The sequence below is a fragment of the Streptomyces sp. CA2R106 genome (genome assembly GCF_037034245.1).
Classification (GTDB): domain Bacteria; phylum Actinomycetota; class Actinomycetes; order Streptomycetales; family Streptomycetaceae; genus Actinacidiphila.
In genome coordinates this window covers 251,173-273,923 of sequence record NZ_JBAGKC010000004.1, presented here as the reverse complement: position 1 = coordinate 273,923, position 22,751 = coordinate 251,173, and the positions used below count along the sequence as shown (strand labels likewise).

Here is a 22,751-nt window from a genome sequence, read left to right as displayed (position 1 = left end):
AAAAACCGCCGACCGCCACGCCGAAGATCGTGTTCGCGGTCATAACCCCCGGGCATTCGGGCAGACTCGGGGGAAACTCAGGGGGCATCCGTGCCGGGGGTCGACCGGAAGAGGTGCAACATGGACCGCTGCGTCGTCCTGGTGGACGCCGGGTACCTGCTGGGCGCAGCGGCGAGCCTGCTGGCCGGCGAACCGTCGCGTTCGCGGATCACCGTCGATCATGCCGCCGTGGTCGCCGGCCTGCGCGAACGCGCCGAAGCGGAGACCGGTCAGCCGCTGCTGCGGATCTACTGGTTCGACGGGGCCCCCGACCGCGTTCCGCAACCCGAGCACCGCCGGCTGCGGGTGATGCCGCGCGTCACCGTACGGCTCGGCGCCCTCACCCGAACGGACGGCAGGTGGGCGCAGAAGGGCGTCGACGCCGCGATGCACGCCGAGCTGTCCGAACTGGCCCGCAACCGGGCCTGCTCCGACGTGGTGCTGGTCACCGGCGACGGCGACCTGCTGCCCGGCATGATGTCGGCCAAGGAGCACGGCGTGGCCGTCCACCTGTGGGCCGTGCAGGCCGCCGACGGCGACTACAACCAGTCGGAGGACCTGGTCGCCGAGGCCGACGAGCGCCGCGTGCTGGACCGGGAGTGGATCACCGCGGCGATCCGGGCGCGGGAGGTCGCCGGGGCCTGCGGGCCCACACCCGGGCCGCGCCCCGGGGTACGGCCGGAGATCGCCGCGATCCTGGCCGCGCCGCTGCCGGAGCACGCCGCCGCGCCCCGCGCGGTCCAGCCGGCCCCCGCCGAGACCCCCGCGAAGAACGGCAGCGCGCCCGCCCCGCACCCCGGCGACACGGCGACCGCCCCGGCACCCGGCAAGGGCGTGCCCACCCCGAAGGACCTCGCCGACCTCGGCCGCGTGCACGCCCAGCCGGCGCCGCCCCCGGCCCACCCCGCGCCCAGCACCCTGCGCTGGTCCTCCGACAAGGGTTGGACCGACCGGCCCGGCGCCGACCAGCCCGACACCTCCGGTCTGCCGACCCTCGCGCAGCTCACGACCGCGGAGCAGCGCTGGGCCGACCGCGAGGCCGACATCACCGCGGTCAGCGGCGACCCCTACGAGGTCGGGCAGGTCTTCGCCCGCCGCTGGATCGCCCGGGTCGGCGACCGCACCCACCTGGAGCACCTCTCCACCCACTACCCGCGCGTCCCGCACCGGATCGACGGGGAACTCCTGCGCTACGCGGCCCGCTTCGGGCTGCTGGCACACAAGGACGACCAGATCGACGAGAACGACCGCTACGCGATCCGCGCGGGCTTCTGGCGCGAGTTCGACACCGCCTCCCCGGCGGACTGAACCGCCCGTCGCGCAGACCGGCCGACGAGGGCCGCACGGGGGCGGATACCGCACGCCGGGGCCACGCGCCCCTGACGGGCGCCGTTTTCCGCCGGGGCACCCCGTTTCGTGGTGGGGCGCGGGGACCGCGTACTCTCGGTGCTCGTGAGGACGGGCACCGAAGGACGGGCGAGACCGGCGGTAGCCGTACGCGGCCTCGTCCGGACGTACCCGGGCGGCCGGGGGCGCCGCGGCCGGGACATCCCGGCGGTGCGGGCCAACGACGGCATCGACCTGGACGTACACACCGGCGAACTCTTCGGCATCCTCGGCCCGAACGGCGCGGGCAAGAGCACCCTGGTCCGCCAGCTCACCGGCCTGCTGCGGCCGGACGCGGGCAGCATCGACCTGCTCGGCCACGACCTGGTGCGCCACCCCGAGCGCGCCGCGCGGCTGATCGGCTTCCTCGGCCAGGAGTCCACCGCCCTGGACGAGCTGACGGTCGCGCTCGCCGCGGAGACCACCGGCAGGCTGCGCGGGATGCCCGCCGCCGCGGCCCGCACCGCACGGGACGCGGTCCTGGACGAGCTGGGCCTCGGCCCGCTCGCGGCCCGCCCGATCAAGCGGCTCTCCGGCGGGCAGCGCCGCCTCGCCTGCTTCGCCGCGGCCCTCGTCGGCCCGCGGCCGGTCCTCGTCCTGGACGAGCCCACCACCGGCATGGACCCCGTCGCGCGCCGCGCGGTGTGGGCGGCGGTGGACCGGCGCCGCACCGAGCAGGGCACCACCGTCCTGCTGGTCACCCACAACGTCATCGAGGCCGAAACGGTGCTGGACCGGGTCGCGGTCCTCGACCACGGCCGGGTCATCGCCTGCGACTCGCCCGCCGGGCTGCGCGCCCTGGTCGAGGGCGAGGTGCGGCTCGACCTGGTCTGGCGGCACGACCCCCCGGCCGACCTGCCCGCGGTCGCCGCGCTGCGCCCCCTGGCAGAGGTCGCCGGCCGCCGCTGGACGCTGCGGCTGCCGCAGGAACGGGCCAGGGCCGCGGTCGCGGAGGTCACGTCCGGCCCGGCGTTCGCCGCGCTGGACGACTTCACCCTGGCCATGCCCAGCCTGGAGGACGTCTACCTGGCGCTCGGCGGCAGCAGCGAGGGACTGGTGAAGGTATGACCCTGGCGGCACCGGCCGGTCTCGAACCCGGCGAGCTGATCGGCGGCGGCGCCACACCGCTCGCCCCACGGGCCCGGCTGTGGCCCGCGCTCGGCGCGGTCTACCGGGCCCAGCTCTCCCGCGCCCGGGTGGCGCGCATCCCGCTGCTGTTCGTCGCCACCTTCCAGTCCATCGGGATCATGGTGATGCTGCGCGGCGTGGTGCACGCCGGCGACGGCGAGGCGGCCCGCGCGGTCGTGGCCGGCTCCAGCGTGCTGGTCGTCGCGTTCGTCGCGCTGAACCTGCTCGCCCAGTACTTCGGCCAGCTGCGCGCCTCCGGCGGCCTCGACCACTACGCGACGCTGCCGGTGCCGCCGGCCGCGGTCGTCCTCGGCGCGGCGGGCGCGTACGCCTCGTTCACCGTGCCCGGCACCCTCGTCACCGCGGTCACCGGCTGCGTGCTGTTCCACCTGGGCCTGGCCAACCTGTGGGTGCTGGTGCTCGTGGTGCCGCTGGCCGGCGCCGCGATGTCCGGGCTCGGCGCGGCCTGCGGGCTGCTCGCACCCCGGCAGGAGATCGCCACGCTGCTGGGGCAGCTCGGCATGTCCGCGGCCCTGCTGCTCGGGGTGCTGCCGGCCTCGCACATGCCCGCGCCGGTCGGCTGGGCGCGCGACCTGCTGCCGTCGACGTACGGGGTGGAGGCGTTCGCCCGGACCTTCGGGCACGGCGGCACCGACTGGGCCGCGGTCGCCGGGGACCTCGCGGTGTGCGCGGGCGTCGGGGTCGCCTCGCTGGCCGTGGCGACCTGGGCGTACCGGCGGGCCGCCCGCCGCTGACCGCCGTACGGCCGGGCGCCGACCGGCCGGTGGAGGCCCGCTTCCCGGCGGCCGTACGGCCGGTGGCGCACCCGCCGGGAACACCTGGCACGATGGCCTGGTGACCGCTCCTCTGACGCCCGAGCCTTCGAACTCCGGGTCCCCGCAGCCCGAGCCCGCGCCGCCCGAGGGCCCGCAGGACCCGACCGTCCCGCAGCTTCCGCCCCTTCCCGCGGGAGGCCCGGCGGAAAGCGGCGACGGCGCGACGCTCGCGCCCTACCAGCCCGGCCGGGACCGCGACAGCGTCGGCACCGCGCTGCGCAACGGGCTCGTCGTCGCGGTGCTCGTCGCGGTCTGCGGGATCATCCTCGGGCTGTTCTGGCTGTGGCTGTCGCCCCGGGTGCCGATGGTCTCCGACGGGCAGGCGGTCTACCTCAAGGACACCGAGGGCGAGGAGGCGATCGGCGGCGACGGCACGTTCGTGGTCATCGCGCTGATCCTGGGCGCGCTCACCGCCGCCGCGGTGTTCTGGCGCCACCGCAGGGGCGGCGTCGGCGTCGTCTTCGGCCTGGCGGTCGGCGGCGCGGTCGCCTCCGTCATCGGCTGGCGGCTGGGCGTGTGGCTCGGCCCGACCACGGACATCATCGCGCACGCCAAGCAGGTCGGGCCGAAGGTGGTCTTCGACGGCCCGCTGAAGCTGCGCGCCAAGGTCGCGATCGTGGTCTGGCCGGCCGCCGCGATGCTGGTGTACTCCGCGCTCACCTACACCTTCGGGGTGCGCGAGGAGCCGCGCCCGGGAACCTGGGCCGGGGAAGCCAAGGAGGCCGAGGAGGCAGAGGGGTCAGCCCCGGGCGGCCGGGCGCAGTAGCGGCGCGGTCGCCGCGCCGGTCAGCCGCACCAGCTCGGCCGGCGCCAGCTCCACCTCCAGCCCGCGCTTGCCCGCGGACACGAACACCGTCGGATGCGACAGCGCGGTGGCGTCCACCACTGTCGGCAGCGCCTTGCGCTGGCCGAGCGGGGAGATGCCGCCGCGGACGTAGCCGCTGCTGCGCTCGGCCGCGGCCGGATCGGCCATCGCCGCGCGCTTGCCGCCCGCCGCGGCCGCCAGCGCCTTCAGGTCCAGCGAGCCGGACACCGGCACCACCGCCACCGTCAGCGCGCCGTCCACCTCCGCGACGAGCGTCTTGAACACCCGGCCGGGCTCCACGCCGAGCGCGGCCGCGGCCTCCTGGCCGTAGGACAACTCCCCGCCCGGGTCGTGCGGGTACGCGTGCACGGTGTACGGCACCGCGGCCCGGTCCAGCGCGACGGTCGCCGGAGTGCCGCCGCCGGTACGTGACTTCTTCGCCATGACCGGCAAGCCTGCCAGGTCCGGCCGCAGCGGTGCGGCCCGGCCGGTCAGTTCGCGCAGATCGCCTGCTGGGTCAGGTCCACCGCGGGCAGCGACGGCAGCTTCTCGATGACCGCGACCTCCCGGCGCAGCAGCCGCAGCTCCTCGCCGAGCCGGGTGGCGGTGTCCGGCGCCTCCAGCAGCCGCTGCTTCGCCGGCGTCTCGGCGATCATCGTGGCCGCCACCAGGTACGACAGCACCGTCGGGTTGTCGGTGAACTCCTGCCCGGACAGGCTGCGTTCGCGCGAGCCGGCCAGCCGCTTCTGGTAGGTGCGGAACGCCCGGGTCACCTCCGGCGCCAGCCCGCCCGCCCCGCTGCCGGGCTCCTCCGCCAGCTCCTCGACCTCCGCCGTCAGGTAGGCCCCGGACGCGTCCACCGACAGCAGCCGGAACCGTACGATGCCGGTCGCGTGCATCCGGAAGCCGCCGTCGCCGCTGTCCACGATGTCGGCCACGTCGGCGACGCAGCCGTACCCGTACAGCGCCGCCATCGGGTCGTCGCCCAGGCCCGCGGCCGGACCGGTGGCCCGGCCCTCCTGACCGGTCGGCGCGATCTCCTGGCCGTTCCTGATCGCCACCACCCCGAACCGCCGCGGCGCGTCCTCCGGCAGTGCCCGCAGGTCGCGCACCAGGGCCCGGTAGCGCTCCTCGAAGACGTTCAGCGGCAGCACCAGCCCCGGGAACAGCGGCGAACTGAGCGGGAAGAGCGGAAGGCGATCGGTCACAGCGGTCAGCGTACGGGCAGTACGCCCCCGTTCGGCACCCTTCCCGGCGCCCGTGCTGTCAGCAGGGCCGCCCGCCGTGCCGCAGGCCGTGCCACACGCCGTGCCGCGCGGGCCCCGCGGGGGCCCGGAACGCCCGCGCCGCCGTCTTGCCGCCGCCTCGCCGCCGTATCACGGAGTGGAACCGCGGAACAGGTGCCCTGGGCAGGTCTCTACACTTGGCACCGTGATCTCCCGAATCGATCTGCGCGGTGCCGCCTTCCCCGAGGGCGGGATCGACCGCGACCTGCTGCCCCGGGCCGAGTTCGACGTGGAGGCCGCGCTCGACGCCGTGCGGCCCATCTGCGAGGACGTGCGCCATCGCGGCGGCGCGGCGGTGATCGAGTACGGGGAGCGCTTCGACGGGGTGCGCGTGGAGCGGCTGCGGGTGCCCGCCCAGGCCCTGGCCGACGCCCTCGACCGGCTCGACCCCGAGGTCCGCGCCGCCCTGGAGGAGTCCATCCGCCGGGCCCGGACCGTCCACCGCGACCAGCGCAGGACCGACACCACCACGCAGGTGGTGCCCGGCGGCACCGTCACCGAGCGGTGGGTGCCCGTCGAGCGCGTCGGGCTGTACGTACCGGGCGGCCTGGCCGCCTACGCGTCCTCCGTGGTGATGAACGTGGTGCCCGCCCAGGAGGCCGGCGTCGAGGGCGTCGCGGTCTCCTCCCCGCCGCAGAAGGACAACGGCGGCCTGCCCGCCGCGCCGGTGCTCGCCGCCTGCGCCCTGCTCGGCGTGGACGAGGTCTACGCCGCCGGCGGCGCCCAGGCCGTCGCCATGTTCGCCTACGGCACCGACGAGTGCCGCCCGGTCAACCTGGTCACCGGCCCCGGCAACATCTACGTCGCCGCCGCCAAGCGCCTGCTCAAGGGCCGGATCGGCATCGACGCCGAGGCCGGACCGACCGAGATCGCCATCCTCGCCGACGCCTCCGCCGACCCCGCCTTCGTGGCCGCCGACCTGATCAGCCAGGCCGAGCACGACACGCTGGCCGCCGCCGTCCTGGTCACCACCTCCGCCGAGCTCGCCGACGCCGTCGACAAGGAACTCGACGTGCAGGTCGCCGCCGCCAAGCACCGCGAGCGGATCGCCGCCGCGCTCGCCGGCCGCCAGTCCGCGACCGTCCTGGTCGACACCCTCGCCCAGGGCCTTGAGGTCGTGGACGCCTACGCCGCCGAGCACCTGGAGATCCAGACCCAGGACGCCGCCGCCGTCGCCGCCCGCGTGCGCAACGCCGGCGCGGTCTTCGTCGGCCCGCACGCCCCGGTCTCCCTCGGCGACTACTGCGCCGGCTCCAACCACGTGCTGCCCACCGGCGGCTGCGCCTGCCACTCCTCGGGCCTGTCCGTGCAGTCCTTCCTGCGCGGCATCCACGTCGTGGACTACTCCCGCGACGCGCTCGCCGACGTCGCCCACCACGTGGTGGCGCTGGCCACCGCCGAGGATCTGCCCGCGCACGGCACCGCCGTGACCGTACGGTTCGGAGCCGGATCATGACCTCACTCGACGACCTGCCGCTGCGCGGCGAACTGCGCGGCCAGTCCGCGTACGGCGCCCCGCAACTCGACGTGCCGGTGCGGCTGAACACCAACGAGAACCCGTACCCGCTGCCCGAGCCGCTGGTCGCGCGGATCGCCGAACGCGTCACCGAGGCCGCCCGCAACCTCAACCGCTACCCGGACCGGGACGCGGTCGAGCTGCGCACCGCGCTCGCCGAGTACCTCAGCCGCACCGCGGGCCACCCGGTCGCCGCCGGCCAGGTCTGGGCCGCCAACGGCTCCAACGAAGTGATCCAGCAGCTGCTCCAGGCGTTCGGCGGGCCCGGCCGCACCGCGATCGGCTTCGAGCCGTCGTACTCCATGCACGCGCTGATCTCCCGCGGCACCGGCACCGGCTGGGTGTCCGGGCCGCGGCACGCCGACTTCACCATCGACACCGAGGCGGCCTGCCGCGAGATCGCCGCGCTCCGCCCCGACGTCGTCTTCGTCTGCTCGCCGAACAACCCGACCGGCACCGCGACCGACGCCGCCACCGTGCTGGCGCTCTACGAGGCCGCACAGGCCGCGAAGCCGTCGCTGGTGGTCATCGACGAGGCGTACGGCGAGTTCTCGCACCGGCCCTCGCTGCTGCCGCTGATCGACGGCCGGCCGAACCTGGTGCTGACCCGCACCATGTCCAAGGCGTTCGGCGCGGCCGGGCTGCGGCTGGGCTACCTCGCGGCCGACCCGGCCGTGGTCGAGGCGGTCCAGCTGGTCCGGCTGCCCTACCACCTCTCGTCGGTCAACCAGGCGACCGCGCTGGCCGCGCTGGAGTACACCGACACCCTGCTCGGCTACGTCGAGCAGCTCAAGGCCGAACGCGACCGCGTCGTCGCCGAGCTGCGCGCCATCGGCTTCCAGGTCACCGAGTCCGACGCGAACTTCGTGCAGTTCGGCCGCTTCGCCGACAGCCACGCCGCCTGGCAGGCGTTCCTCGACCGCGGGGTCCTGATCCGCGACAACGGCGTCCCCGGCTGGCTGCGGGCGTCCACCGGCACACCCGCCGAGAACAGCGCGTTCCTGGACGCGGCCAAGGCCGTGTACGCGACGTACGGCACCGAGCACACCGAGCACAGCACCGAGCACAGTGGCGGCGACCGCCGCACCGACAAGGAGTCCGCATGACCCGCGTGGGCCGCGTGGAGCGCACCACCAAGGAGACGTCCACCGTCGTCGAGATCGACCTCGACGGCACCGGGCAGGTCTCCGTCTCGACCGGCGTGGGTTTCTACGACCACATGCTCGACCAGCTCGGCCGGCACGGCCTGTTCGACCTCACCGTGAAGACCGAGGGCGACCTGCACATCGACACCCACCACACGATCGAGGACACCGCGCTCGCGCTCGGCGCCGCGTTCCGGCAGGCGCTCGGCGACAAAGTCGGCATCTACCGCTTCGGCAACTGCACGGTGCCGCTGGACGAGTCGCTCGCCCAGGTCACCGTCGACCTGTCCGGCCGCCCCTACCTGGTGCACACCGAGCCCGAGCACATGGCGCCGATGATCGGCTCCTACGACACCACGATGACCCGGCACATCCTGGAGTCCTTCGTCGCCCAGGCCCAGGTCGCGCTGCACGTCCACGTGCCCTACGGGCGCAACGCGCACCACATCGTGGAGTGCCAGTTCAAGGCGCTGGCCCGGGCCCTGCGCTACGCCAGCGAGCGCGATCCGCGCGCCGCGGGCATCCTGCCGTCCACGAAGGGCGCGCTGTGAACAAGAAGGGTGCGCTGTGAACAAGGGGTCGTCCCTCTTCATCCTGCTCGGGCTGTTCCTGGCCGGCGGGGTCTACTCGTTCTGGAAGCAGAAGCAGTCCAAGAGCCTGATCACGCTGCTCGCGATCGGGTCGGCGATGGCGCTCGTCACCGGCCTTCTCCGGCTGTAGAGGAGCGTGCGGACATGACCAACACCAGCGGCAAGAGCGTCGTCGTCCTGGACTACGGCTTCGGCAACGTGCGGTCCGCCGAGCGGGCGCTGGCCCGGGCCGGCGCCGAGGTGGAGATCACCGCGGACTACGACCGCGCGATGGCCGCCGACGGGCTGCTCGTGCCCGGCGTCGGCGCCTTCGCCGCCTGCATGGAGGGCATCAGGAAGGTCCGCGGCGACTGGATCGTGGGCCGCCGGCTCGCGGGCGGCCGCCCGGTGCTGGGCATCTGCGTCGGCATGCAGGTGCTCTTCAGCCGCGGCATCGAGCACGGCGTGGAGAGCGACGGCCTGGACGAGTGGCCCGGCACCGTCGCCCCGCTGCGCGCGCCGGTCGTCCCGCACATGGGCTGGAACACCGTCCAGGCTCCGCCGGACTCCCAGCTGTTCGCGGGGCTGGCGGAGGACGCCCGGTTCTACTTCGTGCACTCCTACGCGGTGCGCACGTGGGAGATGGAGCCGTCTTCCAGCGCGATCCGCGCCCCCAAGGTCACCTGGGCCACGCACGGCGAGCCGTTCGTGGCCGCGGTGGAGAACGGCGCGCTGTGGGCCACGCAGTTCCATCCGGAGAAGTCCGGGGACGCGGGCGCGCGGCTGCTGGAGAACTGGCTCGACACGCTCTGACCCGCCCCGTGGGCGCCCGCGGCCTCCGCGGCGCCCGGGGCACCGGCCCGTACGGCGCTCGCGCTGCCGCACCCGCGGGACCGTACCGCCGCCGCCCGCCCGTCCCTCCCGCCGTACGGCCGCCGCGCCGTAGGCCACCGTTCCGCATCCGCCCGACCCCGAGGACCGCAATCCGATGAGCACGCTCGAACTCCTCCCCGCCGTCGACGTCCGCGACGGCCAGGCCGTCCGCCTGGTGCACGGCGAGTCCGGCTCCGAGACCTCCTACGGCGACCCGCTCGCCGCGGCGCTGGCCTGGCAGCAGGCGGGCGCGGAGTGGCTGCACCTGGTCGACCTCGACGCGGCGTTCGGCACCGGTGACAACCGCGAGCTGATCGCCGGGGTGGCCCGCACCATGGACATCAAGGTCGAGCTGTCCGGCGGCATCCGCGACGACGACACCCTCGCGGCGGCCCTGGCCACCGGCTGCACCCGGGTCAACCTCGGCACCGCCGCGCTGGAGAGCCCGCAGTGGGTGGCGAAGGTGATCGCCGAGTACGGCGACCGGATCGCGGTCGGCCTGGACGTGCGCGGCACCACGCTGCGCGGCCGCGGCTGGACCCGCGACGGCGGCGACCTGTACGAGACGCTGGCCCGGCTGGACTCCGAGGGCTGCGCGCGGTATGTCGTGACCGACATCGCGAAGGACGGCACCCTCCAGGGCCCCAACCTGGAGCTGCTGGAGAACGTGTGCGCGGCCACCGACAAGCCGGTGGTCGCCTCGGGCGGCGTCTCCAGCCTCGACGACCTGCGGGCGATCGCCACTCTGGTGCCCAAGGGCGTGGAAGGCGCGATCGTCGGGAAGGCGCTGTACGCACAGGCGTTCACGTTGCAGGAAGCCCTGGAGGCTGTGTCCCGATGACCGAATCCCCGGAACCGCCCGAGTCCCCGCGCGCCCCGCGACCCTCCCGTTCCGCCGGGGAACCGGCGCCCGCAGGGAGCGCAGGGAGCGCGGGGAGCTCCGAGAGCGTGGAGAGCGCCGGTCAGGTGCAGCGGCTGCGCTCGGAGGACAGCTCCTGGGAGGAGGCGATCGGCTCCTCCCGCGCGGTCGCGGCGGGGGACCGGGTGCTGGTCTCCGGGGTCACCCCGTCGCCCGCGGCCGGCAGCGCACCGGGCGACGACGAGCCGTACGGCCAGGCGCTGATCGCGTTCCGCGGCGCGCTGTCGGCGCTGGAGCCGTTCGGGCTGGACGCGGCCAGCGTGGTCCGGACCCGGATGTACCTCAGCCACGCCCGGGACGCCGACGAGGTCGGCCGGGCGCACCGCGAGGTGTTCGGCGCGGCGCGGCCGGCGGCCACCATGGTCGTGGTGGCGGGCTTCGCGGACTCCCGGGTGCTGGTCGAGGTGGAGATCGAGGCGTACCGCGGTGACGCGCGGCGCGGGCCTGAAGAACCTGGTGAACGAGAAGAGGGCGCATGAGCCTGGCGGTCCGAGTCATCCCCTGCCTGGACGTGGACGCCGGGCGGGTGGTCAAGGGTGTCAACTTCCGGAACCTGCGCGACGCGGGCGACCCGGTCGAGATGGCGAAGCTGTACGACGCCGAGGGCGCGGACGAGCTGACCTTCCTCGACATCACCGCCTCCTCCGGTGACCGGGAGACCACCTACGACGTGGTGCGGCGCACCGCGGAGCAGGTGTTCATCCCGCTCACCGTCGGCGGCGGGGTGCGCAGCGCGGACGACGTGGACAAGCTGCTGCGGGCCGGCGCGGACAAGGTGGGCGTCAACACCGCGGCCATCGCCCGGCCCGAGCTGATCCGGGAGATCGCCGAGCGGTTCGGCCGCCAGGTGCTGGTGCTGTCGGTGGACGCCCGGCGCGCCCCGGACGGCTCGTTCGAGGTCACCACGCACGGCGGTCGGCGCGGCACCGGTATCGACGCCGTGGAGTGGGCCGAGCGCGCCGCGGACCTCGGGGCGGGCGAGATCCTGCTCAACTCGATGGACGCGGACGGCACCAAGGACGGCTACGACACCGAGATGATCGCGGCCGTCCGCGCCCGGGTGAGCGTGCCGGTGATCGCCTCCGGCGGGGCCGGGCAGGTCGCCGACTTCGCGCCCGCGGTCGAGGCCGGCGCGGACGCGGTGCTGGCCGCGTCCGTCTTCCACTTCGGCGACCTGCGGATCGGCGAGGTCAAGTCCGCGCTGCGCGGGGCGGGCCACCCGGTCCGCTGAGCGGGTCCGCTGTGCGCATCCGCTGTGCGGGTGCGGGTGCGGGCGCGGGCGGGGGTGCCGGTGTCCCCGCGGCCGTCGCCGTTGCCGCTCGTGCCGGCCGATGCGAAAGAAAAGTTGCGCAAATAATATTGTGCAACTTAATTTTCCTATCTACGGTGAGAGGGTGGCAGACGAACCGGCAGCACCGTCATCCGACCCGCACGGGCCCGACCCGCGCATCACCGACCTGGACGCGCTGAAGGTCTTCACGCACCCCCTGCGCATCCGGATCTACCGCGCCCTCTACACCAGCCGCGAGGCCACCGCCTCTCGGCTGGCCGACCAGGTCGACGAGGCGGTCTCCCTGGTCAGCTACCACCTGCGCAAGCTCGCCGCGCACGGCTTCATCGTCGAAGCGCCGGGCCACGGCGGCGACGGCCGCGAGCGCTGGTGGCAGCTCTCCTCCGACCGCGGCTTCACCTTCCGCAACGCCGACTTCGACGACCGGCCCGAGGGCGCCGCCGTCGTCAGCCAGGTCACCCGGCAGCTCCTGGCCACCCGCAACGAGCGGTACGAGCAGTACCTCGACGAACAGGCGGCCTGGTCCAGGGAGTGGACCTCGGCGGCGTTCAGCAGCGAGTACATGCCGCGGCTGACCGCCGCGGAACTCCAGGAGATGGCCGACGAGATGAGCGCCCTGATGCGGCGCTGGACCGAGCGCGGCAGAGCCGCCGAGGAAGCCGGCGACATCGAGGGCCGCGAACACGTGGCGGTCCAGATGTACGGCTTCCCGTACCGCGACTAGGAGTCCGCTCCCCGCCCGCCTGACAACCGCCCCGCCCGGCCCTGCTGTTCCCCGACCATCCGGCGCGCCCTTGCCCGACCGCCCGCCGGTAGGGCCCGCATGCCCCGCTCCCTGTCATTGCGTGATGATTCGTCACTTTGCGTGTCTTACATGTAGAAGCGAATCGCCCACCAGGAAGGCCCGCCCGCCATGATCGGCACCGCGCACGCCGCTATACCACCCGCCACCGTCTCCGCCCACCGCGACCCGAACGTGCTGCGCTGGCTGGCCGCCTACACCGCCTCCCTGCTCGGCGACAGCGTCTACTTCCTCGCCCTCGGCTTCGCCGCCGCCAAGGTCGCGCCACCCGCCGAGGTCGGCGTCGTCATGGCCGTCGGCGCGGTGCCGCGCGCCCTGCTGCTGCTCGGCGGGGGAGTGGTGGCCGACCGGTTCGGGCCGCGCCTGGTGGTGATAGGCAGCGACGCGGTGCGCTGCGTGCTGATCCTCGCCGCCGCCGCGGTGCTCGCGCTGACCGCCCCCGGGCTGTGGCTGCTGATCGCCCTCGCCCTGGTCTTCGGCGTCGTGGACGCGCTGTTCCTGCCCGCGGTCGGCGCGCTGCCGCCACGGCTGGTCACCGGCGACCAGCTCGTCCGCCTCCAGGGGATGCGCGCGCTCGCCGTCCGCACGGGGAACATCGCCGGGCCGCCGCTCGGCGGACTCGCCATGGGACTCGGCGGCGCGAGCACCGCGTTCGCCGTGGCCGGCGGGCTGTTCGCGCTGTCCGTACCGCTCCTGCTCGGCACCCGCATCGGCGCGTCCACGCACCGCGACGACCCGGCCGCTGGACTTGCCGCACGTGCCCGGCCCGATGGATACGACACACCCGGCGAACTCGCGGAACCCCCCGAATTCGCTGCACCCACCGGACCCACCGGACCCGCCGCACCCGCCGCACCCGCCGCACCCACCGAACTCGCCGCACCCGATGGACCCGATGGACCCGCTGCACCCCCGGAACTCGCCGACCGCGGCAGCGCCTGGGCCGAGCTCCGCGACGGGCTGCGCTACGTCCGCCGGCACCGCCTGGTCGGGCCGCTCGTGCTGTCCGGCGCCGTCAGCGAGTTCGGCCTCGTCGGCCCGCTCAACATCGGCATGGTGCTGCTCGCCCGGCAGCGCGGCTGGGGCTCGGCCGGCTACGGCTGGATCATCGCCGCGTTCGGCGCCGGCGCCGCCGCCAGCGCGCTGCTGCTCACCGTACGCGGCAGGGTGCGCCGGGCCGGTGTCGTCCAGATCGCCACGCTCTTTGCCGGCTCGGCCGCCATCGGGCTCATCGGCGCCGCCCCGGTGCTCGGCGCCGCCGTCGTGCTCGCGCTGCTCGCCGGACTCATCTGCGGCATCTGCGGGGGGCTCGCCGTCGCCATGATCCAGACCGCCACCGACCCCGCCTACCTCGGCCGCGTCACTTCCGTCATGAGCCTCACCGGTTTCGGTATCGCGCCGCTGGTCTACCCGGCCTTCGGCGCCGCTGTCTCCCTCTGGGGCCCCACCCCCGTCTTCCTCGCCGCCGCGGCCGTCAGCATGCTCGGCGGCGTCATAGCCCTGTCCTCCCCCGCGGTCCGCACCGCGGACTGAGGGGGAGGACAGGGGAGACCCAGTGGGGGACTACACGCCCAGACGGGCTTCGTAGACCTGGGCGACGGCGTCCTTGGGGCCCTCGGTCTGGACGTCGGCGGCGGATTGGCGGCCGGAGGCGAACATCGCCAGCTCCGCGGGCTCGCCGGTGACCGTGACCACCGGGGTGCCCTTGTGGGCGACGGCGGTGCGGCCGTCGGGGCAGCGCAGCACCAGCCCGACGGGGCTGCGGCGCCCGAACAGGCGGGCGGCGCGTTCGAGCCGCGACCACAGCGCGTCGCCGAAGACGGGGTCGATGGTCCGGGGCGTCCAGTCCGGTGCGGCCCGCCGCACATCCTCGGTGTGGACGTAGAACTCCAGGGTGTTCGACGCCTCGTCAACCTGCTTGAGGGAGAAGGGGGACAGCCGCGGCGGACCGGTCCTGATCAGCTGGATCAGCTCGGCGTAGGGCTTGGCCGCGTACTCGTTGCGCACCCGCTCCAGGCGGTCGGCGAGTTGGGGTACCACCATCCCCACGGCCGCGTCCCCACGGCGCTCGCGGACCACCACGTGGGCGGCGAGGTCCTTGGCGGTCCAACCCTCGCAGAGCGTCGGGGCGTCGGGCCCCGAACGCTCCAGCAGGTCGGCGAGGAGCAGACGTTCACGCTGCGCATGGGTCGTCATGTCCGCAAGGCTAACCGCGAAGCGGCCCGAATCATCCCTGTTCGGGCCGCGGCGCGTCCGCCACCGGTCAGAGCTTGCTGTACAGCTTCGTGCCGTTGGTGCCGTTGTTGCGGGTCAGCGAGCAGGTGACCGTCTTCTTGCCCTGCAACTCGTACGTGACGAGCTTCGGGAACAGCGCGTAGGGGTAGTACTCCCGGCCGTCCTGCGGAAGGTGCTTGCGCGCGTCGGTCTGGCACAGCGACAGCGCCTTGGTCTGGATCTCGTCGTCGCTGGAGAACGTGCCGCTCAGCGTCTCGTTCGCGACCACCTGCGCGTCGTGCGCCGAACTGCACGACCGCTTCGTCACCTCGGAGACCGACGGGGTCAGCGACGGCGCGTCGAAGCAGGTGCCCGGCGACAGCGAGACGTACGGCACCAGCTTCTCGGTGGGCGACGAGGAGTCGGTCGGCAGGCCGGTGTCGTCACCGGTGGGCAGGTCCGTCGGGAGGGTGAACGACGGGTCGCCCGTGGGCAGGTCCGACGGCAGCGTGAACGAGGGGACGCCGGTGGGCAGTTTGCTGGTGCTGGCGGTGCCGGTCGGCTTGTCGTCGGCCTGGTTCTTCTTGTCGTCACCCCCGCTCGACAGGGCTATGCCGCCGATGATCGCGCCGATCACCACGACCACGCCGACCGCGATCCAGGCGTTGCGCTTCTTGTTGTTCGGCGGCGGGGGCGGCTGCTGGTAGCCGAAGCCCTGCGGGTCGCCGGGGTAGCCGAAGCCGCCGCCGGGCGCCGGCGGACCGGGAGGTCCGGGCGGGCCGTACCCGCCCGGCTGGCCCTGCTGCGGGTAGCCGTACGGCTGCTGGCCGCCGGGCTGCTGCGGATAGCCGTACGACTGGCCGCCGCCCGGCTGCTGGGGGGCGCCGAAGCCGCCCTCACCCGGCGGGGGAGGGGGCGGGGGCGGCCCGAAACCCTGGGGCGGCCCGAAGCCGCCACCCTGCTCCGGGGGCGGCGGCGGACCATCTGACGGCGGCGGAGGAAAACCCATGGCAAAAGGATGCCCCATACGGGTGACACAGGGCGAGCTCCTACCGCATACCGGACAACCTCCTTGCGGCGTTTGGCGTTCCATGCGGCTTTTCTCGTTGCGGGAAATCAGCGGCAGAATGGGAACATGTCCTCCAGCTCCCTTGACTCCGCGATCGCCGCGCGCCTCAAACGCAACCCGGACGGTCTGATTCCGGCCATCGCCCAGCAGTACGACACCGGCGAGGTGCTCATGCTCGGCTGGATGGACGACGAGGCTCTCCACCGCACCCTCACCACCGGCCGCTGCACCTACTGGAGCCGCAGCCGCCGCGAGTACTGGGTCAAGGGCGACACCTCCGGCCACGTCCAGCACGTCAAGTCCGTCGCCCTGGACTGCGACGGGGACACCCTCCTCGTCCGCGTCGACCAGACCGGCGCCGCCTGCCACACCGGCGCCCGCACCTGCTTCGAGGAGGACACCCTCCTCAAGGAAGAGGGGTAGCGGCTCCACCGGCGCGGACACCGCGCGTGCGGCTCCCGCCGGCGGGCGGTCCCGGAGCCGGCAGCACCCGGCGGCCGGGCGGGACAGGCGGGCGGGACAGCGCGCCGCCCGGACGGCTAGTCTCCGCTGCATGGACCTCGCTACCTTCCGCAAACTCGCCGTCGACCGCCGCGTCATCCCGGTCACCCGGCGATTGCTCGCGGACGGCGACACCCCGGTCGGCCTGTACCGAAAACTCGCGGGGGAACGCGTCGGCACCTTCCTGCTGGAGTCCGCCGAGGACAGCAAGGCATGGTCCCGCTACAGCTTCGTCGGGGTGCGCTCGGCCGCGACGCTGACCGTCCGCGACGGGCAGGCGCACTGGCTCGGCACCCCGCCGGTCGGCGTCCCGGTGGACGGCGACCCGCTGGTCGCGCTGCGCGCCACCGTGGAGGCGCTGCACACCCCGCGCGACCTCGGCGCGGGCATGCCGCCCTTCACCGGCGGCATGGTCGGCTACCTCGGCTACGACATCGTCAGGCGGCTGGAGCGGATCGGCGACCTGGGCGGCGACGAACTCCGGCTGCCCGAGCTGACGATGCTGCTCACCTCGGACATGGCCGTGCTGGACCACTGGGACGGCAGCGTGCTGCTGATCGCCAACGCGATCAACCACAACGACCAGGACACCGGCGTGGACGAGGCGTACGCCGACGCGGTGGCCCGGCTGGACGCGATGGAGGCGGACCTCGGCCGCCCGGTCGAGCACCCGCCGGTCGCCCTGCCGTCCTCACGGCTGCCGGAGTACACCACCCGCTGGGGCGGCCAGGACTTCCGCGACGCCGTGGAGGACGTCAAGGAGCGGATCAGGGCGGGCGAGGCGTTCCAGGTGGTGCCCTCGCAGCGGTTCGAGACGCCGTGCACGGCAAGCGCGTTGGACGTCTACCGGGTGCTGCGGGCCACCAACCCGAGCCCGTACATGTACCTGCTGCGCTTCCCGGGCGAGGACGGCGGCGCGGCGGGCGGCTTCGACGTGGTCGGCTCCAGCCCCGAGGCACTGGTCAAGGTGGAGGCCGGGCACGCGATGGTGCACCCGATCGCCGGGACCCGGCCGCGCGGCTCGACCCCGCAGGCCGACGCGGCCCTCGCCGAGGAACTGCTCGCCGACCCCAAGGAGCGCGCCGAGCACCTGATGCTGGTCGACCTGGGCCGCAACGACCTCGGCCGGGTCTGCGAACCGGGCAGCGTGGAGGTGGTCGACTTCATGTCGATCGAGCGCTACTCGCACGTGATGCACATCGTCTCGACCGTCACCGGCCGCGTCGCGCCCGGCCGCACCGCCTTCGACGTGCTCACCGCCTGCTTCCCCGCGGGCACCCTCTCCGGCGCCCCCAAGCCCCGGGCGATGCAGATCATCGAGGAACTGGAGCCCAGCAGGCGGGGGTTGTACGGGGGCTGCGTCGGCTACCTGGACTTCGCCGGCGACTCCGACACCGCGATCGCGATCCGCACGGCGCTGCTGCGCGACGGCACCGCCTACGTCCAGGCGGGCGCGGGCATCGTCGCCGATTCCGACCCCGTCGCCGAGGACACGGAGTGCCGCAACAAGGCCGCCGCGGTGCTGCGCGCCGTCGACACCGCCAACCGCCTCCACCCCTGACACCCGCCCCCGGGCGGCGGCCCAACCCGGCCGCCGCCCGCACAGTCCACTGACCGCCGCCGCCCGCCGTTCGGCGTCCACTGTCCGGCCATGGGTTGCGCTGCTCCCGCCTGTCGCCGGCGGATCGCCACCCGCCGCCCGCGCGGTGTGCCGACCCGCCATCGGCAACGGTCTGGCGCCCGCTGCCCGCCGTCGGGTCGTGTGTCGCGCTGCGCGCTGCCCGGCGTCGGCGGATTACGGTTCCCGCCCGCGGCCCGTCTGTGCCCGCCGTCCGCGAGGCCGGGCGGGGGGCCGCCGCTTGTGCGGCTTGCTGACCTGACGCTGGCAGCGCTTGCCGTCTGCTGCCCGCGTGGCGCCGGTCGTCGGCACGGGCCGCTGCCTGGCGCCCTTCTCCCGCAACTCGCCGAGAGCCGCTCGCTGCACCGGGGTCGTTGCGCGCATGCCGCCGCCCGCCGTCCGGTGGCTGCCGCTGCGCTGCGGGTTTCCCCGCCGAGCGCTGAGTGCCGTTTGCCGCTTGCTGTACGGCGGTTGTGGCGGGCTCGCCGCTGTGCGTCGGCAGCCGTTCCTTGCCGAGCGCGTTCGCCGGTGCGTGCTGCTGCCCGGCGCGTGCCGTCTGCCGTCTGCCGGTTGTCGCCGGGCCGCCGGCGGCCGTATGCCGCTGCACGCCGTACGTCGGCGGGCGTTCGCTGGTTGCCGCCCGCCAGGGCACCGCGGGGGGTTGTTTAGGTCATCTGCCCGATCGTCAACGGGCCCCGGCGGTGCGGATACTGGGCGCGCCTCCACCGACGATTACCCGCACGGCGGGCGCGCCGACGCGCGGCCGACGAGTCGTCAGGACCGACGAAAGGGTGACCTCCGCCATGTTCCGACGCGGGCGCATGCGCGCGCCTGTCCCGCTGTTCATCGCCGCCGTCGCGCTCTGCACGCTGGCCGCCGGCCAGGGCACCGGCGCCGCGGCCACGCCGTCCCCGGCGACCGCCGTGACAACGACCGCCGCCGCCACGAGCACCACCGGACCCGAGGTCCCCCGCGCCCTCGCCGACGACCTGCCGCAGTACACCCCGGCCGGCTGCGCCGCCGCCGACGCGGACTCCGGGCAGCCCGTTGCCACCTGCGACGCCCTGATCCGCACCGGCACCAGCCACACCGTCCGGGCGGATGCCGCCGGGCCGCCGTCCACCGCGCTGACCCCCGCCGACATCCAGCAGGCCTACCGGCTGCCCGCCGACGCGGGCCAGGGGCAGACCGTCGCGGTGGTCGACGCGGGCGGCTACGCCGCCGCCGAGTCCGACCTCGCGGCCTTCCGCGCCCAGTACGGCCTGCCCGCCTGCGGGAGCTCCGACGGCTGCTTCCGCAAGGTGGACCAGCGCGGCGGCACCGGGTACCCCGCCGACGACGCCGGATGGGCCCTGGAGACCGCGCTCGACCTGGACGCCGTGTCCTCCGCGTGCCCGCAGTGCCACATCCTGCTGGTCGAGGGCGACTCGGCGGACATCGGCGACCTCGGCGCCGCCGCGGACACCGCGGTGCGCCTGGGCGCGAAGTTCGTCTCGAACTCCTACGGCCTGTCCGGCGAGAACAGCATCGAGACCTCCTACTCCGCGTACTACGACCACCCCGGCGTCGTGGTCACCGCGTCCACCGGGGACAAGGGGAACATCGTCAACTGGCCGGCGTCCGACCCGGACGTGGTCGCCGTCGGCGGCACCACACTGACCGCCGACGCCGGCAGCGACCGCGGCTGGCGCGAGTCCGCCTGGTCCGAGGGCGGCAGCGGCTGCTCGCTGTACGAGCCGCAGCCCGCCTACCAGAGCGGGCTGGCCACCGGCTGCGCCCGGCGGGCGACCGCCGACATCGCCGCCGACGCCGACCCGCAGACGGGCCTGGGCGTGTACGACACGCTCGGCCAGGACGGCTGGCTCCAGGTCGGCGGCACGAGCCTGTCCGCGCCGCTGATGGCCGCGATGTACGCGCTGGCCGGCACCCCCGCCGACGGCACCTACCCGGTCACGTATCCGTACACCGATCAGGGCAACCACCTGTTCGACGTCACCGCCGGCACCGACGGCAGCTGCGGCACCGTGCTGTGCACGGCCGGCGCCGGCTGGGACGGGCCGACCGGCCTCGGCACCCCCGACGGCGTGTCCGCGCTCGCCCAGCAGCCCGGCGGCACCGTCGCCGGCCACCTGACCGACGCCTCCGGCGGGGCCGGGCTGCCCGGCGCCGTGGTCACCTTCACCGCCGCGGACGGCACCCTCACCTACCGGGCCACCGCCGACTCCTCCGGTGCCTACACCCTGACCCTGCCGGCCGGCACGTACACCGCCGCGGCCACCGACTTCGGCTACGACACCGCGAGCGCGTCCGGCGTCACCGTGTCCGTCGGCGGGTCCGCCACCACCGACCTCGCCCTGACCAAGCAGCCCACCCGCACGGTCAGCGGCACGGTCACCGACGGCTCCGGCCACGGCTACCCGCTCTACGCGAAGATCACCATCGACGGCTACCCGTCCGGGGTGCTCCACACCGACCCGCAGACCGGCCGCTACTCCGTCGAGCTGCCCCGGAACGCCGCGTACACGCTGCACGTGGCGTCGGTCTACCCCGGCTACGAGCAGTCCGACGGCACCGTCACCGTCGGCACGTCGGACGTGCGCCACGACGTGCGGCTCTCCGCCGACCGGGCCGGGTGCGCGGCGCCCGGCTACGCGTACCCGGCGGCGGCCGACTTCGAGGGCTGGTCGACCGCGCCGCGGAGCGGGTGGACCGTCACCGGAGGAAGCGCGGGCGACACCTGGCAGTTCGACTCCTCGCAGTGGAACCTCACCGGCGGCAGCGGCAACTTCGCCACCGCCGACCCCTACGACCACGCGGGTGCCGCCGAGGACACCACCCTGACCACGCCGGCGATGGACCTGAGCGGGCAGACCGACCCCGCGCTGCACTTCGACACCGCCTACCTCGGCACGTCCGACACGACCGCCGACGTCGGGCTGAGCACCGACGGCGGGAAGACCTGGACCTCGGTGTGGCACCAGACCACCGGTGACATGATCAGCTCGGTCAGCCTGCCGCTCACCGCCGCCTACGGCCGCGGCGACGTCGAGCTGCGCTTCCACTTCACCGGGCAGGGCACGACGCTCTGGCAGGTGGACGACGTGACGGTGGGCAGCTGCGCGACCGTGCCCGGCGGGATCGTCACCGGCACCGTCACCGACGCGAACACCGGCAAGGCGGTCGACGGCGCCGTCGTCACCGACACCGCCGACCCCGAGGTGACCACCTCCACCGCCGCCACCCCGGACGACCCGGCGCTGCCGGACGGCTGGTACTGGCTGTTCGCCCAGGGCGCCGGCCGCCACACCTACACCGCGGCCGCCAACCGCTACACCACGGCCACCAAGGCCGTCGCCACCACCAGGGACACCGTCACCACCACGCACACGGCGCTCGCCGCGGGCCGACTGGCGGTCACCCCCGGCAAGGTCACCGCGAGCGCGGCCCTGGGCAAGCAGGACCGGCAGAAGGTCACCCTCACCAACACCGGCGGCGCGCCGATCACCGTCACCGTGGGCGAGCAGAGCGGCAGCTACACCGCCGGCACCGGCGCCGCATCCGGCAGCTGGCAGCAACTGCCCGCGCTGCCGCAACCGGTGATGGACAACGCCGAGGCCTCCTACCAGGGCAGGGCGTACTCCGTCGGCGGCATCCGCCAGATCGTCGGGGGCACCGCGCTGGCCGAGGCGTACGTCTACGACCCGGTGGCCGCGGCCTGGCAGCGCATCGCCGACCTGCCCGAGCCGCTGGCCGGCGCGTCGGCGGCCTTCCTCGACGGCACCTTGTACGTGGTCGGCGGCTGGACCGGCGACGCGAACGCGGGCACCGTCCAGATCCGGTCCGCCGTCTACGCGTACCATCCCGCCGCCGACACCTGGACCACGGTCGCGAGCCTGCCCGCACCCGAGGAGACCGCGGCCACCGCGGTGCTGGACGGCGGGCTCTACGTCGTCGGCGGCTGCTTCCAGGGCTGCGGCCCGCTCCGGTCGGACGTCTACCGCTACACCCCGGCCACGGACACCTGGACGGCGGTCGCCGACTACCCGAGCACCGTGCAGCGCGAGGCGTGCGCGGGGATCACCGGGGAGGTGGTGTGCGCCGGCGGGGCGAGCCAGGACTCCGCCGGACACACCCAGGCCCTGGCGACCGCCTACGCCTACAACCCCCGTTCCGACAGCTGGACCCGGCTGCCCGACCTGCCCTACCCGGTCTGGGGCATGGCCTCCAGCGGCGCCAACGGCGAACTCCAGGTCGCCGGCGGCTACACCGCCTCGGGCTCCACCGACCGGGCGATCCAGTTCGACCCGGTGACCGACCGGTGGACCGACCTGCCGGACACCCCGCTCGCGCTGCTGCGCGGGGGAGGCAGCGGGTGCGGGATGTACCAGGTCGGCGGCGACTACGCCAACGGCCTGTCCTTCGGGGTGGGCACCACCGACGCCGACGTGCTCCCCGGCTTCGACCAGTGCGGGGGCGACGACGTCGGCTGGCTGACCGAGCAGCACACCACCCTCACCATCAAGCCCGGGCACTCCGCGGTCCTCCAGGTCACCGCGGACGCCGCGGACGTCCCCGCGGCCGGCCGCTACACCGCGGGCCTGACCCTGGTCACCGACGCGCCCTACGTCCATCCGCCGGTGCCGGTCGCCTTCACCGTCACCCCGAAGAAGGGGCACCACTGACCCGGAGGCTCCGACCCGCGGCCCCGCGCCCTTGCGAGCACGCAAGGGCGCGGGGCCCACGGGGTTCCAGGG

At 74.4% G+C, this 22,751-nt stretch carries 21 protein-coding genes; 17 read left to right on the top strand and 4 right to left on the bottom strand.

What is annotated here, in order from left to right; all coding sequences use genetic code 11:
- The first annotated feature begins 120 nt into the window (after positions 1 to 120).
- The 4 genes from WA788_RS08930 to WA788_RS08915 all read left to right on the top strand — a co-directional run bounded on the left by WA788_RS08930 (position 121) and on the right by WA788_RS08915 (position 4,155).
- Positions 121 to 1,347 (top strand): NYN domain-containing protein, encoded by a 1,227-nt coding sequence (locus tag WA788_RS08930; protein WP_335973745.1) that lies wholly within the window; start codon positions 121 to 123, stop codon positions 1,345 to 1,347.
- Between the two features lie 144 nt (positions 1,348 to 1,491).
- Positions 1,492 to 2,493, top strand: coding sequence for an ABC transporter ATP-binding protein (locus WA788_RS08925; protein ID WP_335973740.1), 1,002 nt, complete (start codon positions 1,492 to 1,494; stop codon positions 2,491 to 2,493).
- Positions 2,490 to 3,308 (top strand): ABC transporter permease, encoded by an 819-nt coding sequence (locus WA788_RS08920; protein WP_335973737.1) that lies wholly within the window; start codon positions 2,490 to 2,492, stop codon positions 3,306 to 3,308. The genes WA788_RS08925 and WA788_RS08920 overlap by 4 nt, the downstream gene beginning before the upstream one ends.
- A gap of 100 nt (positions 3,309 to 3,408) precedes the next feature.
- Positions 3,409 to 4,155, top strand: coding sequence for an ABC transporter permease (locus WA788_RS08915; RefSeq protein WP_335973733.1), 747 nt, complete (start codon positions 3,409 to 3,411; stop codon positions 4,153 to 4,155).
- On the opposite strand, the gene ybaK is transcribed toward WA788_RS08915, so the two are convergent.
- Positions 4,129 to 4,638, bottom strand: coding sequence for a Cys-tRNA(Pro) deacylase (gene ybaK / locus WA788_RS08910; RefSeq protein ID WP_335973729.1), 510 nt, complete (start codon positions 4,636 to 4,638; stop codon positions 4,129 to 4,131). The two genes, WA788_RS08915 and ybaK, sit on opposite strands and share 27 nt — an antisense overlap.
- A gap of 47 nt (positions 4,639 to 4,685) precedes the next feature.
- Complete coding sequence (locus tag WA788_RS08905) at positions 4,686 to 5,402, bottom strand: LON peptidase substrate-binding domain-containing protein (protein ID WP_335973727.1); 717 nt, start codon at positions 5,400 to 5,402, stop codon at positions 4,686 to 4,688.
- Between the two features lie 223 nt (positions 5,403 to 5,625).
- Here WA788_RS08905 and hisD point away from each other — a divergent pair, with 223 nt between their 5' ends.
- The 10 genes from hisD (at position 5,626) to WA788_RS08855 (ending at position 14,128) form a co-directional block, all read left to right on the top strand.
- Complete coding sequence (hisD, locus tag WA788_RS08900; protein ID WP_335973724.1) at positions 5,626 to 6,936, top strand: histidinol dehydrogenase; 1,311 nt, start codon at positions 5,626 to 5,628, stop codon at positions 6,934 to 6,936.
- Entirely contained in the window at positions 6,933 to 8,102 is a 1,170-nt protein-coding gene (locus WA788_RS08895; RefSeq protein WP_335973721.1) for a histidinol-phosphate transaminase, read from the top strand. Before hisD ends, WA788_RS08895 begins: the two co-directional genes overlap by 4 nt.
- Positions 8,099 to 8,692, top strand: a complete 594-nt coding sequence (hisB, locus tag WA788_RS08890; protein ID WP_335973719.1) for an imidazoleglycerol-phosphate dehydratase HisB — start codon at positions 8,099 to 8,101, stop codon at positions 8,690 to 8,692. Before WA788_RS08895 ends, hisB begins: the two co-directional genes overlap by 4 nt.
- 16 nt (positions 8,693 to 8,708) lie before the next feature.
- A complete protein-coding gene (locus WA788_RS08885; protein ID WP_335973717.1) occupies positions 8,709 to 8,861 on the top strand; it encodes a hypothetical protein in 153 nt (50 codons plus the stop codon).
- A 14-nt stretch (positions 8,862 to 8,875) separates the two neighbouring features.
- On the top strand, positions 8,876 to 9,523 hold the full coding sequence (hisH, locus tag WA788_RS08880) for an imidazole glycerol phosphate synthase subunit HisH (RefSeq protein WP_335973715.1): 648 nt from the start codon (positions 8,876 to 8,878) through the stop codon (positions 9,521 to 9,523).
- 175 nt (positions 9,524 to 9,698) lie between these two features.
- Positions 9,699 to 10,424: a bifunctional 1-(5-phosphoribosyl)-5-((5-phosphoribosylamino)methylideneamino)imidazole-4-carboxamide isomerase/phosphoribosylanthranilate isomerase PriA gene (gene priA / locus WA788_RS08875; protein WP_335973713.1), complete on the top strand. Its 726-nt coding sequence runs from the start codon at positions 9,699 to 9,701 to the stop codon at positions 10,422 to 10,424.
- Positions 10,425 to 10,531: 107 nt separating this feature from the next.
- A complete protein-coding gene (locus WA788_RS08870) occupies positions 10,532 to 10,981 on the top strand; it encodes a Rid family hydrolase (RefSeq protein WP_335973710.1) in 450 nt (149 codons plus the stop codon).
- Positions 10,978 to 11,733, top strand: a complete 756-nt coding sequence (gene hisF, locus WA788_RS08865; RefSeq protein ID WP_335973706.1) for an imidazole glycerol phosphate synthase subunit HisF — start codon at positions 10,978 to 10,980, stop codon at positions 11,731 to 11,733. The genes WA788_RS08870 and hisF overlap by 4 nt, the downstream gene beginning before the upstream one ends.
- 163 nt (positions 11,734 to 11,896) lie before the next feature.
- Complete coding sequence (locus WA788_RS08860; RefSeq protein WP_335973703.1) at positions 11,897 to 12,517, top strand: helix-turn-helix domain-containing protein; 621 nt, start codon at positions 11,897 to 11,899, stop codon at positions 12,515 to 12,517.
- Positions 12,518 to 12,706: 189 nt separating this feature from the next.
- The gene (locus tag WA788_RS08855; RefSeq protein WP_335973700.1) at positions 12,707 to 14,128 is read left to right on the top strand and encodes an MFS transporter; all 1,422 of its coding nucleotides are present in this window, start codon (positions 12,707 to 12,709) and stop codon (positions 14,126 to 14,128) included.
- A gap of 30 nt (positions 14,129 to 14,158) precedes the next feature.
- On the opposite strand, the gene WA788_RS08850 is transcribed toward WA788_RS08855, so the two are convergent.
- Both WA788_RS08850 and WA788_RS08845 read right to left on the bottom strand, forming a co-directional pair.
- Positions 14,159 to 14,791 (bottom strand): TIGR03085 family metal-binding protein, encoded by a 633-nt coding sequence (locus WA788_RS08850; RefSeq protein WP_335973698.1) that lies wholly within the window; start codon positions 14,789 to 14,791, stop codon positions 14,159 to 14,161.
- A gap of 67 nt (positions 14,792 to 14,858) precedes the next feature.
- Positions 14,859 to 15,818, bottom strand: coding sequence for a hypothetical protein (locus tag WA788_RS08845; protein ID WP_335973695.1), 960 nt, complete (start codon positions 15,816 to 15,818; stop codon positions 14,859 to 14,861).
- Between the two features lie 126 nt (positions 15,819 to 15,944).
- On the opposite strand from WA788_RS08845, the gene hisI reads away from it, so the two are divergent.
- The 3 genes from hisI to WA788_RS08830 all read left to right on the top strand — a co-directional run bounded on the left by hisI (position 15,945) and on the right by WA788_RS08830 (position 22,679).
- Complete coding sequence (gene hisI / locus WA788_RS08840) at positions 15,945 to 16,301, top strand: phosphoribosyl-AMP cyclohydrolase (RefSeq protein WP_335973692.1); 357 nt, start codon at positions 15,945 to 15,947, stop codon at positions 16,299 to 16,301.
- Positions 16,302 to 16,431: 130 nt separating this feature from the next.
- Positions 16,432 to 17,940 (top strand): anthranilate synthase component I, encoded by a 1,509-nt coding sequence (locus WA788_RS08835; protein ID WP_335973688.1) that lies wholly within the window; start codon positions 16,432 to 16,434, stop codon positions 17,938 to 17,940.
- An 878-nt stretch (positions 17,941 to 18,818) separates the two neighbouring features.
- Complete coding sequence (locus WA788_RS08830) at positions 18,819 to 22,679, top strand: kelch repeat-containing protein (RefSeq protein ID WP_335973684.1); 3,861 nt, start codon at positions 18,819 to 18,821, stop codon at positions 22,677 to 22,679.
- Positions 22,680 to 22,751: the final 72 nt, after the last annotated feature.